Origin of the sequence: Saccharopolyspora aridisoli (assembly GCF_004348445.1) — a bacterium.
GTDB lineage: Bacteria > Actinomycetota > Actinomycetes > Mycobacteriales > Pseudonocardiaceae > Saccharopolyspora > Saccharopolyspora aridisoli.
Map to the genome: position 1 here is coordinate 43,694 of NZ_SMKV01000034.1, position 16,034 is coordinate 59,727.

Sequence of the window (16,034 nt, forward strand, 5' to 3'; positions counted from 1 at the left end):
GGCCGCAATTCGGGGGAGCGTGGGCGGGTGGAGGAGGTTAGCTGGTGATGTCCTTGCGGTTGAAGCGCCAGATGGCGAGGGTGGTGAAGACCGCGGCGTAGGACAGGGCCGAGAAGCAGCCCGTGATCATCGACGAGGGGTCGATGTCCTCGCTGAGCAGGTCCGAGTAGGCAGTGGAGAAGTGGGTGGGGAGGTAGTTGCGGAGATCGCCGAGGGCGGAGATCTCGTCGATGATCTCCGAGAGGATGGAGATCAGGACCGCTCCACCCACCGCACCCAGCGGAGCGTCGGTGTTGACGCTGAGGAACAGCGCGAGGCCGGCGATCCAGCTCAGGTGGACCGCGACGTAGAGCGTCGCTGCGGCCAGGCTCAGCACCCCGCGCGGGAAGGTCAGCGCTTCGCCTGTGGTGCTGATGAGGTCACCGGTTCCGAACCAGAGCACGCCCACCGCCAGCGCCACGCCGACCAGCAGGACCACGCCGAGGACCGACAGCAGCGCGGCGACCTTCGCCTTCTGCCGGAGCAGCCGCATCCGCGGAACCGGCGCGCCGAGCAGGTACTTCAGGCTCGACCAGGACGCCTCGCTGGCCACGGTGTCGCCGAAGAACAACGCCACCACCACGACCAGCAGGAACCCGGTCGAGGCGAACAACGTGAACACCGCGAAGTTCAGCCCGCTGGCGGTGGCGATGTCGGCGAAGCTCCGCCCGCCGCGCGAGTCGTCCTCGCCGTGCTCGAACGCGGCGAGCAGCAGCAGCGGCAGCAGCACCAGCAACGCCAGGGTCAGCCGGGTGCGCGCCCGCCGCAGCTGGCGCGCCAGCTCCACCCGCAGCGGCAGGGTGCGCTTGGCCGAGTAGCCCTCCGCGGCGCCGTCGGCCTGCGGGACTCCCAGCATCGGCGCGCGCACCAGCGCGGTGTCCGTCTCCGGTACCGCGACCTCGGTGGGGGTTTCGTCGTCGCTCACCGCTGTTCCTCTCCGACGAGCTGCAGGAAGGCGTCCTCCAGGCGGCGTCTCGGACCCACCTGGTGAACCGAGACGCCCGATGCGACCAGCACGTTCACCGCGATCGCCGCCTTGTGCCCGGCGAGGTCGGCGTGCACCAGGTCGTCTTCGATCTCGACCAGGCCCAGCCCTTCGATGGTGCGCAACGCCTCGGCGGCCTCCTCCGGATCGTCGACCTTGAAGGTCGCCTCCCCGTTGGCGGCCATGATGTCGGCGACGCTGCCTTCGGCGACGAGCGTGCCGTTCTGCATGACGATCACGTGCGTGCAGGTCTGCTCGACCTCGGCGAGCAGGTGGCTGGAGACCAGCACCGCGCGGCCGGTGGCGGCGTAGCGGCGCAGGATCTCGCGCATCTGGTGGATCTGCGGCGGGTCGAGCCCGTTGGTCGGTTCGTCGAGCACCAGGAGCTCCGGCAGGCCGAGCATCGCTTGGGCGATCGCGAGCCGCTGCTTCATGCCTTGGCTGTAGGTGCGCACCTTGCGCTTGGCGGAGTTCTCCAGTCCGGAGATCTGCAGGACCTCGTCCAGGTGCGCGCGCAGCATCGGACGGCCGGTCGCCGCCCAGTAGTGCCGAAGGTTGTCCAGGCCGGACAGGTGCGGCAGGAAGCCGGGCGATTCCACCAGCGCACCCACCCGCGACAGCACCGGAGCACCCGCCTGCAGCCGGTGACCGAAGATCCGGACCTCGCCGCGAGTTGGCCGCAGCAGCCCCAAGAGCATTCGCAGCGTCGTGGTCTTGCCAGCCCCGTTGGGTCCCAGCAGGCCGACGATCTGGCCGCGCTCCACCCGGAAGCTCAGGTCGTCCACGGCGGCCTTCTTGCCCGGGTAGGACTTCGTCAGCCCGGAGATCACCAGCGGCGTCTCCGCCATCCGCGCATCCGGGTCGTCGGTGAACTTGCGGCGGATCGCCGAGATCACCCGCAGCAGCAGGGCCAGCACGAACACCAGCCCGATGCCCACCAGCGGGCCGACCGGGACCGAACCGGCGCTGGAGGACGCCGCGCGCACCGAGGGAATCGACACCGACCGGTCGCCGGCCAGCGCCACCAGGTGCGCCGACGGTTCCCTCGGCAGCGCGTACGCCTGGTCGGTGGTGGCGACCGCGAGCTCGATGCGGTGCCCCGTCTCGATCGGGTGCACGACCCCGGGCAGCGCCACGTCGAACTCGACCGGACTGCCGTCCGCCGGCACGTTGCTGATGTGCAGCGGAGACACGGCGTTGCCGAGGAGCTGTCGCTTCCCGTCGGGGCCGACGTCGTAGAGCTTGGCGAACAGCACCGCGTCCGTCGGCTGCGATTGGCCCGGCACCGCGGCGATCGCCAGCCGCGTGCGCGGCGTGCCGGAGATCAGCGTCTGCTCCTCCAGCGGCTGGGTGCGGAACACCGCCACCTGGCCGGGCAGGTCTCGGGCCAGGGACTGGCCGAGGCTGCCCGCCGCGTCGAGCACCTGTCCGGCGCCGGGCAGCGCGCTCGTGGCCGCAGGGGACCCGCCGGGCGGGTTGATCACCGGCGTGACCGGGCCTTCCAGCGGCATCGAGTAGCGCGGCGTCCGGGAGTCCCGCAAGCCCGGGTAGGACGGCGCGGTCATGGTGCGCACCGGGATGTCGCCGTCGCGCTGCGGCCGCCCGGCGATGTCGAACTGGAAACCGGAGCCGGGGTCGGGAACCGGTGGCACGCCGCCCAGGTGGAAGGCGAACCAGTCGGCGATCCGTCCGCGCACCTCGGGACCGGGCGGGTTGCCGTCGTGGCCGCCGGCGAACCAGATGGTCTTGACCTCGCCGCCGGCGGCGGAGATCTGCCGCGCGTTGGCGTCGGACTGGTCGAGCCCGAACAGGGTGTCGCGCTCGCCCTGCACCAGCAGCGTCGGCTGGGTGACCCGCGAGTTGTAGGTCTTCGGGGAGGACTTCGCCAGCAGGTCCAGGGTCTGCTGGCTCGCGCGTCCGTACTGGGCGACCTCGGAGTAGGCCGCGCACACGGCGGGCATGAAGTTACCGCAGGTCAGCGGCGTTCCCGGGGTGGGGCGTGGGGCACCTCCCGCGGAGAACAGCAGCCCGGTCCACGCCTGCTTGAACACACCCTCGGGGTTGAACGAGCCGCCTGCAGGGGTGGCTCCGCCGATGCGCACCTGGCTGGCGCTGTTGGGCAGCAGCGCCTGCCCGAGGTCGTTGTAGGTCATCACCGGCGAGATGGCGTCCACTCGCGGATCGGTGCCCGCCAGCATCAGCGCCAGCGCGCCGCCGTAGGACGCGCCGGTGACACCGACGCGCGGATCACCGTCGCGGTCGCGCAGCACCTCCGGCTGGCGGGCCAACCAGTCCAGCAGCTGCCGGGCGTCGGCTACCTCGTAGTCCGGGGAGTTCAGCGCGATCTGCCCGGTGCTGCGGCCGAAGCCGCGCGCCGAGTAGGTGAGCACCGTGAAGCCGCGTCCGACGAGTTCCCGCGCCTGCTCGGCGGTGTCGGCCTTGCTGCCGCCAAAACCGTGGGCGAGCAGGATCGCCGGAGCCGGGGTGTCGACCGGGGAGTGGAGCGTGACGTCGATCTGAACCCTCTCGGCGCCGCCGGGGCCGTCGAGCACGTCGACCATGGCCTCTCGGGGAGCCGGGGGTTGCGCCGCCGGTTGCAGCGGTTGCACCTGGCCGGACCACAGGAAAGCCCCCAGCACCACTAGGAGGACGCAGGGCAGGGCAAGCATGGCCAGGCCGGTACGGCGACGGGGGGAGGCGGACACGCCATTGACAGTAGGTGAACGGAGCGGCACCGGTTTCATCCAGACGCGGAGGGAAGGCAAGACGCTATGAACCAGAGACCAAAGCGCAATCGGACACCTCGTCGTGCCCCTTGTCGTGTGGTCCTGGCCGCATCCCCGCGTGCGGTGCCCGAGTGATCAGGCCGACGCGATACTAGCGATCACCGGTGTGAACGCAACGCCCCGGACCGGCGATCGCGCGCTGCCCGCATTGCCCCGTTCAGCGGTCCCACTTAGGTTCGAGCCGTGACTTGCGTTGCAAGTGGTCACCCCACCTGGTGCGGGGACCCCGGCATAAGTGACAATCTTGGCGAGTGGTGGAGGGGAGTATTCCTTCGCGACGGTGTCGTCATCACGGAACTTGCCTGGTCAAGCCCGGTGCCGTCGACCGATTCCCTAGATCGGTGGAAGAGACCTCCGGTCCCGGACGTGTACGCCCTGAACCGGAGGTGATCGATGGGTGCCGACCTGATGTTGCGCGCGGCCCCTGCGCAGCAGCCCGCAGTCGACACGATGCACGTGCACTGGTGGGTGTGGGCAGCCACGCTCGGCGGGCTCGCCCTGTTGTTGCTGCTCGACCTGGTGATCGTCGACCGCAAGCCGCACGAGGTGACCACCGCCGAAGCGGCGAAGTGGGTCACCTTCTACGTCGGCTGCGCGATCCTGTTCGGCATCGGTGTGTGGATCTTCGGTGATCAGCACTTCGCCATAGAGTTCTTCACCGGTTACATCACCGAGTACTCGCTGAGCGTGGACAACCTGTTCATCTTCATGGTGATCATGTCCAGCTTCGCGGTGCCGTCGATCCACCAGCACAAGGTGCTGCTGATCGGCATCCTGCTCGCGCTGCTCATGCGCGGCATCTTCATCGCCGTCGGCGCTGCGCTGATCGCGCAGTTCGTCTGGGTGTTCTTCATCTTCGGCGCCTTCCTCATCTGGACCGCGGTCAGCATGGTCCGCAAGAAGGACGAGGAAGAGGAGTACAAGGAGAACGCGCTCGTCCGCTGGGTCCGCAAGATGTTCCCGGTGACCGACGACTACCACGAGGCCAAGTCGACGGTGAAGATCGACGGCAAGCGGTACCTGACGCCGATGTTCGTGGTCATCGTGGCCATCGGCAGTGCCGACCTGCTGTTCGCGGTGGACTCGATCCCGGCGATCTTCGGCATCACCCAGGACCCGTTCCTGGTGTTCACCGCCAACGCCTTCGCGCTGATGGGCCTGCGGCAGCTGTACTTCCTGCTCGGCGGCCTGGTGGACAAGCTGGTCTACCTGTCGGTCGGTCTGGCGGTCATCCTCGGCTTCATCGGCCTGAAGCTGATCCTGCACGCCTTCCACGAGTACCACCTGGTGCCGGAGTGGGCGGAGATCAACAACTGGATGTCGCTGGGCTTCATCGTGCTGACCCTGGCGATCACCACCTGGGCGAGCCTGGCCAAGTCCAAGCGGGACGCGGCGACGGCCGAGGCCAACCGGAGCTGACGCTCGCAGCAAGACCAGAGATCCCCTCCGGACGCGTGGTCCGGAGGGGATCTTCTCGTGCGCGCCCTCAATCCAGGAGGGTGTAGCTGAGTTCCTGGCAGACGCGTCCCAGCGGGACGTCGAGACCGGGATGGTTCAGCGGGAGCAGGACGTCCGGGCTGTCCGGGAGCGCGGTGTCCGCGGGCGGCTCCCAGAGGCAGACCGAGGGTTTGCCGGAGTCCATCGCGGACCGGTACCAGAGGCCGTCGAGCTCCGGGTAGGACGCGCGGATCGCGCGGGCCCACGCCTGGGTGCGTGATTTCGGCCCGCTGCTGATCGCCTGCGAAGCGCCTGCCCTGGTGGGCCAGAGCCCGGTGAGGTCGAGCAGCCGCAGCGTCCGGCGTGGACGGAACAGCACCAGGTGCGGGCTGCGGGTGCTCCGGTCCACGGTGGACGTCGCCTGGTACACCTCCGCGATGCAGGTCTGCACCGACAGCGAGAAGTACAGGACGCCGTGCTCGCGGGTGATCGTCGGCCCGCCTTGGGAATTCGGCAGGTGCGGGTCGAACCGAGCGTGCGGCAGCGGTCCGGCGTAGCGAAAGCTGTTCCAATGCTGCGGGTGGTTGCCGGCGGAGGTGAACACGCGCGCGAGCCTGGTGCCCGAGGGCACCGCGATCACGTCCTCTGTTCGGCGGAGGATCGCCTGCAGCGCTGCAGGAGCAGGCGGCTGTGGTAGCCGTGCCAATGTGTGGTCCCAGGTGGTGGTCGCGGTGGGGCTGGTCAGGCGGGGGTGCCGATGGCGGCGGCGAGTTCGGCGACCCGGTGCGGATCGCCGCCGGCCAGCAGCCACTCTCGCGGACTCACCGGTCTGTCGTGGATCTCCAGATCCTCCTGGGGCGTGGTCATGAAGTTCGCCAGCACGAGCGCGGGTTGATCCGACGGCATCCACGCGAGCACGACGTCCAGGCCCGGCAGCGCGTCCGAATCGGTGAACTGCCACGCGGGCAGGCGCCAGCCGCCGCGGTCCTTCCAGCCGATCAGGCGGTGTTCTCCGATTCGGTGGCGGACCCGGCTGGTGTCGACCCCGATCCGCTCGGCGGCCTGACCGACCGACAGCGCGGTGTCGCGCAGCACCGTCTGCTCGGCGACGGTGCGGGCTCGCGGGTCGACCTCGGTGTCGCCCAGCGGCGACAGGTCCAGCCCTGTGGCCGCGAGCGCGGTGCGCTGCGGGTCGGTGAAGTGCGCGGCTGGGTCGACCTGCGGCGAGGTGAGCTTTCTGGCTGCGTCCTCGACGAGGGTGAGGAACTCGTTGGCGGTGACCTTCAAACCGGCCCTGGCCAACACGGTCTCCAGCGCGGCTGACATATGGCGAGGATACCGCAGAGCGCACGATGTGCGTGCGCGAACGTGCGCGGCCCCATCTGGACGTCACTGCTGGTGCCACCAGTGGTGCGGATGGTGGTCGTGTGGCTGCTCTGGCCGGATTCCCCGCACTGCGCCGTGTGCCGATGCCCGGCGGCGGGCGTCGGCGACTGCGAGATGTCGGCGGATCGCCTCTTGACGGGAGCGCCGAAGGATCGTTGACTGGCCGTACCGACTGGTCGGTCTCACAATGGAGGTGGCGCGTTGGGCAGCGTGTACGACGAACGACCGTGGTTGGAGCTCTTCGACGGTGATCTCCCCGCGGAGATCGAGCCCGAGCACGCCACGATGCTCGACCTGCTCGCCGACACGGTCCGGGACCACCCCGACGATGTCGCGCTCACCTACTTCGACGGGCGGTTGACCTTCGCCGAGCTCGACGAGCTCAGCGACGGACTCGCCTGCCACCTCGTCGAGCGCGGGGTCGCCGGAGGCGACCGGGTCGCCGTCTACCTGCAGAACGTCCCGCAGTTCGCCATCGCCGTGCTCGCCGGGTGGAAGGCCGGGGCCATCGTCGTCCCGCTCAACCCGATGTACCGGTTGCACGAGCTGACCAAGATCCTCGGCGACGCCCGCCCGACCGCCGTGATCTCCTCCGAGCAGGGGTGGCACGACGTCGTCGGCGCGGTCGCGACCGCGCTGGAGATCGGCATCGCGGTCACCACCAGCGAACTGGACCTGCAGACCCGCGACGACCAGCGGCTGTTCGCCAAGTCGCGGCGCAACCCCGCCGAGGGCTGCGCCGACCTGCTGGCCGTCGCCCGCTCCTACGCCGGGAAGCGCCCGCCCGCGGTCTCGTCGTCCGCATCGGACATCGCGCTGCTGGTCTACACCTCGGGTACCAGCGGAGTCCCCAAGGGAGCCACCAACACCCACGGCAACGTCGTGTTCAACGCCGAGGGCACGGCGCTGCGGCTGGACGAGGACACCCCCGGCGGGATCTTCGCGCTCGCCCCCCTGTTCCACATCACCGGCCTGGTCGTGCAGTTCGCCGCCGCGCTGGCGGCCGGGCGGCAGCTCGACCTGGCCTACCGGTTCGAACCCGGTGTCGTGCTCGACGCGCTCGCCGAGCACGAACCCGCGTTCATGGTCGGTCCGTCCACGGCCTACATGGCGCTGATGAACCACCCCGAGGTCTCACCGGAGCACTTCGCCTCGCTGAAGATGGTGCACTCCGGCGGAGCCCCGCTCCCCTCGGCGGTCGTCGAGGCGTTCCGCGCCCGATTCGGCCTCTACATCCGCAACGGCTACGGCCTCACCGAGACCACCGCGACCGCCACCTCCGTGCCGCTGGGCAAGGAAGCACCGGTCGACGCCGCCTCCGGGACGCTCGCGGTCGGCGTGCCCACCTACAACACCGTGCTTCGGGTGGTCGACGAAGAGGGGTCCGACCTGGCGGTCGGTGAGGTCGGTGAGATCGTCGTCGAGGGGCCGATGGTGGTTCCGGCCTACTGGAACAAGCCCGAGGAGACCGCGGCGAGCATCCGGGACGGTCGGCTGCACACCGGCGACGTCGGGTTCATGGACGAGCATGGTTGGTTCTACGTCGTGGACCGGAAGAAGGACATGATCAACGCCTCCGGCTTCAAGGTGTGGCCGCGCGAGGTCGAGGACGTCCTCTACGGACATCCGGCCGTGCGGGAAGCCGCCGTCGTCGGCGTGCCCGACGCCTACCGCGGCGAGACCGTCAAGGCGTTCATCAGCCTGGCCCACGGCAGCACCGCCACCGGCGAAGAGCTCGTCGAGCACTGCAAGCAGCAGCTGGCCGCCTACAAGTACCCCCGGAGCGTCGAGATCATCGACGAACTCCCGAAGACCGCAACCGGGAAGATCCTGCGCCGACAACTGCGCGACACGGCGCGCGCGGGCGAGCAACACGGGAGGAACGAACAGTGAGCAAGCGTTTCGACGGTCGAGTGGCGATCGTGACCGGAGCCAGCCGCGGAATCGGGCTGGCCATCGCCGAACGCCTGGTCGCCGAGGGTGCCAAGGTCACCATCACCGCGCGCAAGCCCGAACCGCTGGCCGAAGCCGTCGAGAGCCTCGGCAAGGACAACGCGCTGGGCATCTCGGGCAAGGCCGACGACCTGGAGCACCAGGCCGAGGCCGTCGCCAAGACCGTGGAGGCCTTCGGCCGGGTGGACCTGCTGGTCAACAACACCGGCATCAACCCCGCCTACGGCCCGATGATCGACCTCGACCACGGCGTCGCGCAGAAGACCTTCCAGGTCAACGTGCTCGCCGCGCTGTCGTGGACCCAGCGGGTCTTCCGCGCCGGGATGGGCGAGCACGGCGGATCGGTGCTCAACGTGTCCTCCGTGGCCGGTCTCAACCCCGCGCCCGGGATCGGGTTCTACGGCGCCACCAAGGCGATGCTGGCGCACATGACGCAGGAGCTGGCCGTGGAGCTCGCGCCGAAGGTGCGCGTCAACGCGATCGCGCCGGCCGTGGTCAAGACGAAGTTCGCCACCGCGCTCTACGCCGACAACGAGGCCGAGGTCGCCGCCGGATACCCGCTTGGTCGCTTGGGAATCCCATCGGACATCTCCGGTGCGGCGGCGTTCCTGCTCTCCGAAGAGGCGTCCTGGATCACCGGTCAGATCCTCGTGCTCGACGGCGGTTCGACCCTGAAGGGCGGTATGTGACGTGCAGTTCGCCGATTCGGTCGTGGTCATCACCGGTGCCGGCAACGGCATCGGTGCCGCGATGGCCCGCAAGTTCACCGCGCTCGGCGCGAGAACGGTTCTCGGTGACCTCGATTCGGACGCCGTCGGCGAGGTCGCGGACGCGGTCGGCGGCATCGCCGTGCCCGGTGATGCCGCCAGCGAGCGGGGCGTGGCCGAGCTCGTCGACGCCGCGATGGGAGAGCACGGCCGGATCGACGTGTTCTGCGCCAACGCCGGCATCGGCCGCAACGGCGGACCGGAGGCCGACGAGGACGCCTGGGCCGCCTCGTGGGAGGTCAACGTGATGTCCCACGTGCGCGCGGCCCGCGCGGTGCTGCCGCACTGGCTGGAGCGCGGCGAGGGCCACTTCCTGGGCACCGCCTCGGCCGCCGGGCTGCTCACGATGCTCGGGTCCGCGCCGTACTCGGTGACCAAGCACGCCGCGGTCGCCTTCGCCGAGTACCTCAACATCACCTACGCGGACAAGGGCGTCACGGCGCAGGCGCTGTGCCCGCAGGGCGTGCGAACCCAGCTGCTGGAGGCCAGCGGCGAGACCGGGCGGATCTTGATGGGCGACACCGCCATCGAGGCCGAGGACGTCGCTGAGGTGGTGGCCGAGAAGCTGGGCGGCGAGGAATTCCTGATCTTGCCGCACCCGGAGGTCGCCGACTACTACGCGTTGCGGGCGGGCCAGCCGGAGCGTTGGCAGGCGGGCATGCGCAAGCTGCAGCGGAAGGTCGAGTAGCGGCCCGACTAGGCTTGCCCGAGGGCATCGACAAGGGGAGGAACGAGATGGCGCGGTCGGCCAACGCACGCACGGGCACGGAGGTGGGCACCGAGCCGGTTCCGCAACGATTGCTGGCCGTAGCCACCCGGCTGTTCGCCGAGCAGGGCTTCGAAGCCACCTCGGTGCAGCAGATCGTCGATGCCGCGGGCGTCACCAAGGGCGCTATGTACCACTACTTCGGTTCCAAGGACGACCTGCTCTACGAGATCTACGCCCGGGTGCTGCGCGATCAGCAGGCGCGGCTGGAGAGCGCGGCCGACAGCGATTCCCCGGTGGAGGAACGGCTGCACGCCGCGGCTTCGGACGTCGTGGCCACCACGACGGCCAACCTGGAAGACACGATCATCTTCTTCCGGTCGATGCACCTGCTGCACGCCGACAAGCAGGCCGAGGTGCGCGCCGAGCGCCGCCGCTACCACGAGCGCGTGCGCGGCCTGATCGAGGAGGGGCAGACGACCGGTGTGTTCCGCACCGACAAGTCGGCGGACCTGGTGGTGGACTTCTTCTTCGGCGCGGTGCACCACCTCGGCACCTGGTTCCGCGAGGACGGCAAGCTCACCGGTCAAGAGGTCGGCGAACACTTCGCCGACCTGCTGCTGGACTCGCTGAGACCGTAGCTTTTCGGTCGTGTTTCGTTCCGCCCGCGGGGCTTGTGGCCCGGCGGTGCGGAGGGGTTGGCTGACGCCGGCATGTCGCGAGGCCGACGGGAGTGACCTTGACCGAGACCGAATCGGCGCGCTCACCGCGCCTGGACCGCGTGCTCAACCTGATCGAGCGGGTCGGCAACAAGCTCCCCGACCCGTTCATCCTCTTCGGATTGCTGTTCCTGCTGGTCGCGGTGGTGTCCACGGCGATATCGGCGTTGGGCGTGACCGTCACCGTCCCCGGTTCCGACGAGGTGACGCCGATCCGCGGCGCCTTCACCGGCGACGGCCTGGAGTTCCTGCTCACGACGATGGCGGAGAACTTCATCGGGTTCCCGCCGCTGGAAACGGTCGTCACGATCATGCTCGCGGTCGGCCTGGCCGAGCGCACCGGCATGCTGACCGCCCTGATCCGGTCTTCCTTCGGCAACGCCCGGCGTTCGGTACTGCCGTACGCGGTGGGCCTGGTCGGGGTCAGCGCGAGCGTGATGGCCGACTCGTCGATGATCATCGTTCCGCCGCTGGCGGCGCTGGTGTTCAAGGCCGCCGGTCGTCACCCGGTGGCGGGCCTGCTGGGCGGGTTCGCCGCCACCGGCGCCGGGTACTCGACGTCGATCGTGGTCACGAGCTTGGACGCGCTGTTCTCCGGGATCAGCAACGAGGTCGCCGAGACGCTGCCGAACCCGGGCACGCTGGTCACCCCGGTGTCGAACTACTACTTCAACGCAGTCTCGGCGGTGCTGCTCGGGCTGCTCGCCGGACTCCTCATCGATCGGCTCATCGAACCGCGCATGATCCGCAACGGCGTTCCACGCGAGGTCGCCGACGGTGAGGAGTCCGACCTCAAGGTCGCGCTGGAACCAGCCGAGCGCCGCGGCCTGCTCTGGGCCGGGGTGTCGATCCTGATCGCGACGGCGCTGGTGCTGGTGCTGGTGTTCTGGCCGGACTCCCCTCTGGCCAACGCCGACGGCGGATTCCTGCCGGACTCGCCGCTGATGGACTCGGTGACGACGCTGATCTTCCTCGGCTTCGCCGTCCCGGCGATCGCCTACGGTGCCAAGGCCGGTTCCATCACCCGGGCTGCCGACGTGCCGCGGCTGATGGCGCTCGCGCTGCGCGACCTGACCGGGTTCCTGGTGCTGGCGTTCATGCTCGGGCAGTTCATCGCGCTGTTCAACTGGACGAACCTCGGTTCGCTGGTGGCGGTCTCGGGCGCGGACCTGCTGCAGTCGATGCACCTGGACGGGTATCCGGCGTTCCTCGGGTTCATGCTGCTGGCCTCGCTGCTGAACCTGTTCATCATCTCCGGGTCGAGCCTGTGGACGCTGATGGCGGCGGTGTTCGTGCCGATGTTCGCGCTGCTGGGGTTCGAGCCCGGATTCGCCCAGGCGGCGTTCCGCGTCGGCGACTCGGCGACGCAGATCATGACGCCGCTGAACCCGTACATGATCATCATCTTGGGTTACCTGCGCCGCTACGAACCCGGCGCGGGCATCGGAACCCTGGTCGCCCGCATGGTGCCCTTCGTCGTCCCGTTCTGGCTGCTGTGGGCGCTGGTCATGACGGTCTTCTACTTCGCCGACCTCCCCCTGGGCCCAGGCATGGACATCCACATCCAGCCGTGAGACCGGCCTCAGGAGGTGTGTGGGGGAGGTTTCCGCGGAAACCTCCCCCACCACTCGGAAATCGCTGCTAGAGCAGGACGCGGGAGAGGAACTCCGCGACGCAGGCGGGCTTCTCGGCGCCCTCGATCTCCACCGTGGCCTTGACCGCCAGCTGGAGGCCACCGTCGATCTCGGTGGCGCTGATCAGCTCAGTCGTCGCGCGCACCCGTGCACCAACCGGGACCGGGGAGGGGAACCGGACCTTGTTGAGGCCGTAGTTGATGCCCATCTTGACGTTGTCGACCCGGAAGGTCTCCGAGTTCAGCTTCGGCAGCAGGCTCAGCGTCAGGAAGCCGTGCGCGATCGGCGTGCCGAACGGTCCCCGCTTCGCCTTCTCGACGTCGACGTGGATCCACTGGTGGTCGTGGGTCGCGTCGGCGAAGGTGTTGACCTGCTCCTGGGTGATGGTCAACCACTCGCTGGTGCCCAGCTCCTCGCCCTGGGCGGCGAGGATCTCCTCCTTGCTGGTGAAAACCTTCATGCGCTTCCTCCGGGAAGGTCGACGAGTTCGGCGATGCGGGCTCGGTGGGCCTCGGCGATGCCGAAGGTGAGCTGGGTGCTCTTAGCGCGCCCGAGGTACAGGTGCGCGGGGTGCTCCCAGGTCATGCCGATGCCGCCGTGCAGCTGGAGGTGCTCCTCCGCCGCGTGGACCACCAGGTCGGAGACGGAGGCCTGCGCCATCGCCACCGCCAGCTCCTCGTCGGTGCCCGCGGCCAACGCGTCCGAGGCGTTGCGGGACACCGTTCGCGCCATGCTGATCTTGGTCCACAGGTCGGCCAGCCGGTGCTTGATCGCCTGGAAGGAACCGATCTGCCTGCCGAACTGGTAGCGGGTCTTGGCGTACTCCACGGTGGTGTCCAGGCAGTGCTGGGCGAGCCCGACCTGCTCGGCCGCCAGCATCCCCGCCGCCGTGAGCAGCGCGTGGCGCAGGACCCGTTCGGCCTCCGCGCCCGAGGCGATGCGCTCGCCCGCGGTGCCGTCGAGGACGAGCGCGCCGAAGCGGCGGGTCAGGTCCAGCGGCGTCGCCGACGTGCGCGTGGCGGCCGAGGTCTCCACCAGGTACAGCGCCGAACCGTCGGTGTCGACGGCCGGAACCACCGCGTAGTCGGCCACTTCCAGGTCCACCACGGCCGACACCGTGCCGGTCAGCGTCGAGTTCTCGGCCTTCACCGACTGCGGGAACGACGCGTGCGGGACCGTCGTCAGGCCGACCGCGAGGGTGCCCACCATCGAACCGTCGACCAGCTGCGGCAGCGCGGTCCTCTCCGCGCAGCCCGCCAGCGCCGCGGTGGCCAGCACGGTGCCCAGGAAGGGCACCGGAGCGACCGCGCGGCCGATCTCCTCGGCCACCACCGACAGCTCCCGGGCCGTGGCACCGGCACCGCCGAGCTCCTCGGGCACCAGCAATCCCGCCAGGCCCATCTCACCCGCCAGCGACCGCCACAGCTCCAGGTGGTAGGGCTCGTCGGTCTCGACGCGGGCCAGGACGGCCGTCCAATCGCAGCGGTCCCGCAGCACCCGGCGCACGCCGGAACGCAGGTCCTCCTCGACCTCGGTGTAGAGCAGGTCCGTCATCGCGGCAGCTCCTTCCACGGCTTGTCCTTGTCGGTGCGGATCTCCGGCGGCAGCCCGAGGACCCGCTCGGCGATGACGTTGCGCAGGATCTCGGTCGTGCCGCCCTCGATCGTGTTGCCCTTGGCCCGCAGGTAGCGGAAACCCGGCCCGCGCTTGGTGAAGTCGGTGAACTCCGGCTGGCGGAACGTCCAGTCGTCGTACTCCAAGCCCTCCTCGCCCAGCAGCTCCAGCTGGTAACCGGTGAGCCGCTGGTTGAGCTCGGCGAAGGCCGACTTGATCGCCGAACCTTCCGGTCCCGGCTCGCCGACGGCCATCTGCTGCCGCAGGCGGATGCTGGCCAGCCGCAGGGCCTCGGCCTCCACCCACAGCTCCAGCAGGCGGTCGTGCAGGCCCGGCGTGCGCTTCTCCGGATGGCTCCGCCACTGATCGGCGGCAGCACCGATCAGGCCGCTCTCCCGCGGGGGCGTGCGGCCGCCGATGGCGACGCGCTCGTTCATCAGCGTGCCCAGCGCCACCGACCAGCCCTGCCCGACCTCGCCGAGCCGCTGCGAGTCGGGGATGCGCACACCGGTCAGGAAGACCTCGTTGAACTCGGCCTCGCCGGTGATCTGCCGCAGCGGGCGGACTTCCACGCCCGGGGCGGTCATGTCGCAGATGAAGTAGGTCAGGCCCTTGTGCTTGGGCTGGTCCGGATCGGAGCGGGTCACCAGGATCGCCCACCGGGCCTGGTGCGCCAGCGACGTCCACACCTTCTGCCCGTCGACGACCCACTCCTCACCGTCGCGCACGGCCCTGGTGGAGAGCGCCGCCAGGTCCGAGCCCGCGCCCGGTTCGCTGAAGAGCTGGCACCAGATCTCCTCGCCGGTCCACAGCGGACGGAGGTAGCGCTCGCGCTGCTCGTCGTCGCCGAAGCGCAGGATCGTCGGGGCCGCCATGCCCAGGCCGATGACGTTCATGTGCGGCTCGTTGTCCGGTGCGCCCGCCTCGGCGAACGCGGCGTCGACGTCGGCCTGCAGCTCGCGGGCCGCGCCCAGCCCGCCCAGTCCCTCCGGGAAGTGCACCCACGCCAGCCCGGCGTCGAACCGGGCGCGCAGGAACTCCAACCGGTCGGTGCTCTTCGGGTCGTGCGCGGCCAGGAACTCCTGGACCCGGCCGCGCAGCTCGGTGGCGTCCACGGCGCTCACGCCTTCGGCCCGCCGGCCACGTAGATGACCTGGCCGGAGACGAAGCCGGAACGCTCGTCGGCGAAGAACGAGACCGTGTTGGCGATGTCCTCGGGCTTGCCCGCCCGCGCGACCGGGATCTGCGAGATCGCGGCGGTGGTGAAGTCCTCGAAGGACATGCCGACGCGCTCGGCCGTCGCCTTGGTCATGTCGGTGGCGATGAAACCCGGAGCGATCGCGTTCGCGGTGATGCCGAACTTGCCCAGCTCGATCGCCAGCGTCTTGGTCAGGCCCTGCAGCCCGGCCTTGGCCGTGGAGTAGTTGGCCTGGCCGCGGTTGCCCAGCGCCGAGGTCGACGACAGGTTCACGATCCGGCCCCACTTGGCCTCGACCATGTGCTTCTGCACCGCCCGGGCCATCAGGAACGAGCCGCGCAGGTGCACGTTCATCACGGTGTCCCAGTCGTCCTCGGACATCTTGAACAGCATGTTGTCGCGCAGCACACCGGCGTTGTTGACCAGCACGGTCGGTGCGCCCAGCTCGGCGGCGACCCGGTCGACGGCGGCCTGCACCTGTTCGGCGTCGGCGACGTTCGCCCCGATCGCCAGCGCCTTGCCGCCACCGGACTCGATCGCCGAAACGGTCTCGCCGCAGGTCTCCTCGTCGAGATCGATGACGCCGACGGCGAACCCGTCTTCAGCCAGCCTCTTCGCGGTGGCGGCGCCGATCCCGCGAGCGGCACCCGTGACGATCGCGACACGACTCTCAACCATGGACAACTCCTCGCTGCTCTGTGCGTTTCCAACCCCGCCCCGCCGAAGTTCCCGATTTCCACTGAAGTCGGGTACCCGATTTCCACTGAAATCCGGTCGGGACGTGGGGACGGGGGTTCGTCGGGGTAACGG

14 protein-coding genes are annotated in these 16,034 nt (G+C 69.6%); 6 read left to right on the forward strand and 8 right to left on the reverse strand.

Features of this window, described 5'->3' with window-relative positions:
* Positions 1 to 37 precede the first annotated feature (37 nt).
* Complete coding sequence (locus tag E1161_RS21800; RefSeq protein ID WP_408012012.1) at positions 38 to 964, reverse strand: ABC transporter permease subunit; 927 nt, start codon at positions 962 to 964, stop codon at positions 38 to 40.
* Positions 961 to 3,693, reverse strand: coding sequence for an alpha/beta fold hydrolase (locus E1161_RS21805; RefSeq protein WP_132626255.1), 2,733 nt, complete (start codon positions 3,691 to 3,693; stop codon positions 961 to 963). The genes E1161_RS21800 and E1161_RS21805 overlap by 4 nt, the downstream gene beginning before the upstream one ends.
* A 567-nt stretch (positions 3,694 to 4,260) precedes the next feature.
* Between E1161_RS21805 and E1161_RS21810 the strand changes: the two genes are divergently transcribed.
* Entirely contained in the window at positions 4,261 to 5,229 is a 969-nt protein-coding gene (locus E1161_RS21810) for a TerC family protein (protein ID WP_207920340.1), read from the forward strand.
* A 67-nt stretch (positions 5,230 to 5,296) separates the two neighbouring features.
* Here E1161_RS21810 and E1161_RS21815 read toward each other — a convergent pair whose 3' ends face one another.
* Both E1161_RS21815 and E1161_RS21820 read right to left on the reverse strand, forming a co-directional pair.
* Positions 5,297 to 5,953, reverse strand: coding sequence for an RES family NAD+ phosphorylase (locus tag E1161_RS21815; RefSeq protein ID WP_207920337.1), 657 nt, complete (start codon positions 5,951 to 5,953; stop codon positions 5,297 to 5,299).
* A 35-nt stretch (positions 5,954 to 5,988) separates the two neighbouring features.
* The gene (locus E1161_RS21820) at positions 5,989 to 6,573 is read right to left on the reverse strand and encodes a DNA-binding protein (RefSeq protein ID WP_132626226.1); all 585 of its coding nucleotides are present in this window, start codon (positions 6,571 to 6,573) and stop codon (positions 5,989 to 5,991) included.
* A gap of 261 nt (positions 6,574 to 6,834) precedes the next feature.
* Here E1161_RS21820 and E1161_RS21825 point away from each other — a divergent pair, with 261 nt between their 5' ends.
* The 5 genes from E1161_RS21825 (at position 6,835) to E1161_RS21845 (ending at position 12,352) form a co-directional block, all read left to right on the forward strand.
* Positions 6,835 to 8,526, forward strand: a complete 1,692-nt coding sequence (locus E1161_RS21825; RefSeq protein WP_235875207.1) for a class I adenylate-forming enzyme family protein — start codon at positions 6,835 to 6,837, stop codon at positions 8,524 to 8,526.
* The gene (locus E1161_RS21830; protein WP_132626227.1) at positions 8,523 to 9,275 is read left to right on the forward strand and encodes an SDR family oxidoreductase; all 753 of its coding nucleotides are present in this window, start codon (positions 8,523 to 8,525) and stop codon (positions 9,273 to 9,275) included. The genes E1161_RS21825 and E1161_RS21830 overlap by 4 nt, the downstream gene beginning before the upstream one ends.
* Position 9,276: 1 nt before the next feature.
* Positions 9,277 to 10,041 (forward strand): SDR family oxidoreductase, encoded by a 765-nt coding sequence (locus tag E1161_RS21835; protein WP_268951414.1) that lies wholly within the window; start codon positions 9,277 to 9,279, stop codon positions 10,039 to 10,041.
* A gap of 47 nt (positions 10,042 to 10,088) precedes the next feature.
* Positions 10,089 to 10,700, forward strand: a complete 612-nt coding sequence (locus tag E1161_RS21840) for a TetR/AcrR family transcriptional regulator (RefSeq protein ID WP_132626229.1) — start codon at positions 10,089 to 10,091, stop codon at positions 10,698 to 10,700.
* 92 nt (positions 10,701 to 10,792) lie between these two features.
* Positions 10,793 to 12,352, forward strand: coding sequence for an AbgT family transporter (locus E1161_RS21845; RefSeq protein WP_207920338.1), 1,560 nt, complete (start codon positions 10,793 to 10,795; stop codon positions 12,350 to 12,352).
* Between the two features lie 67 nt (positions 12,353 to 12,419).
* On the opposite strand, the gene E1161_RS21850 is transcribed toward E1161_RS21845, so the two are convergent.
* Genes E1161_RS21850 through fabG form a run of 4 tightly spaced genes read right to left on the reverse strand, consistent with a single transcriptional unit; the run spans position 12,420 to position 15,902 of the window.
* On the reverse strand, positions 12,420 to 12,872 hold the full coding sequence (locus tag E1161_RS21850; RefSeq protein ID WP_132626233.1) for a MaoC family dehydratase: 453 nt from the start codon (positions 12,870 to 12,872) through the stop codon (positions 12,420 to 12,422).
* Positions 12,869 to 13,966 carry an acyl-CoA dehydrogenase family protein gene (locus E1161_RS21855; RefSeq protein ID WP_132626235.1) on the reverse strand — a complete coding sequence of 366 codons (1,098 nt, stop codon included), beginning with the start codon at positions 13,964 to 13,966 and terminating at the stop codon, positions 12,869 to 12,871. Before E1161_RS21855 ends, E1161_RS21850 begins: the two co-directional genes overlap by 4 nt.
* The gene (locus E1161_RS21860; RefSeq protein WP_132626263.1) at positions 13,963 to 15,141 is read right to left on the reverse strand and encodes an acyl-CoA dehydrogenase family protein; all 1,179 of its coding nucleotides are present in this window, start codon (positions 15,139 to 15,141) and stop codon (positions 13,963 to 13,965) included. The genes E1161_RS21855 and E1161_RS21860 overlap by 4 nt, the downstream gene beginning before the upstream one ends.
* Positions 15,142 to 15,146: 5 nt before the next feature.
* On the reverse strand, positions 15,147 to 15,902 hold the full coding sequence (gene fabG, locus E1161_RS21865; protein ID WP_132626237.1) for a 3-oxoacyl-ACP reductase FabG: 756 nt from the start codon (positions 15,900 to 15,902) through the stop codon (positions 15,147 to 15,149).
* Positions 15,903 to 16,034 lie beyond the last annotated feature (132 nt).

Bases quoted from the DNA above. Each gene is read 5' to 3' on its own strand.
- E1161_RS21805 (WP_132626255.1), bottom strand. From the start codon at position 3,693: ATGCTTGCCCTGCCCTGCGTCCTCCTAGTGGTGCTGGGGGCTTTCCTG.
- E1161_RS21810 (WP_207920340.1), top strand. From the start codon at position 4,261: ATGCACGTGCACTGGTGGGTGTGGGCAGCCACGCTCGGCGGGCTCGCC.
- E1161_RS21820 (WP_132626226.1), bottom strand. From the start codon at position 6,573: ATGTCAGCCGCGCTGGAGACCGTGTTGGCCAGGGCCGGTTTGAAGGTC.
- E1161_RS21840 (WP_132626229.1), top strand. From the start codon at position 10,089: ATGGCGCGGTCGGCCAACGCACGCACGGGCACGGAGGTGGGCACCGAG.
- E1161_RS21850 (WP_132626233.1), bottom strand. From the start codon at position 12,872: ATGAAGGTTTTCACCAGCAAGGAGGAGATCCTCGCCGCCCAGGGCGAG.
- E1161_RS21855 (WP_132626235.1), bottom strand. From the start codon at position 13,966: ATGACGGACCTGCTCTACACCGAGGTCGAGGAGGACCTGCGTTCCGGC.
- fabG (WP_132626237.1), bottom strand. From the start codon at position 15,902: ATGGTTGAGAGTCGTGTCGCGATCGTCACGGGTGCCGCTCGCGGGATC.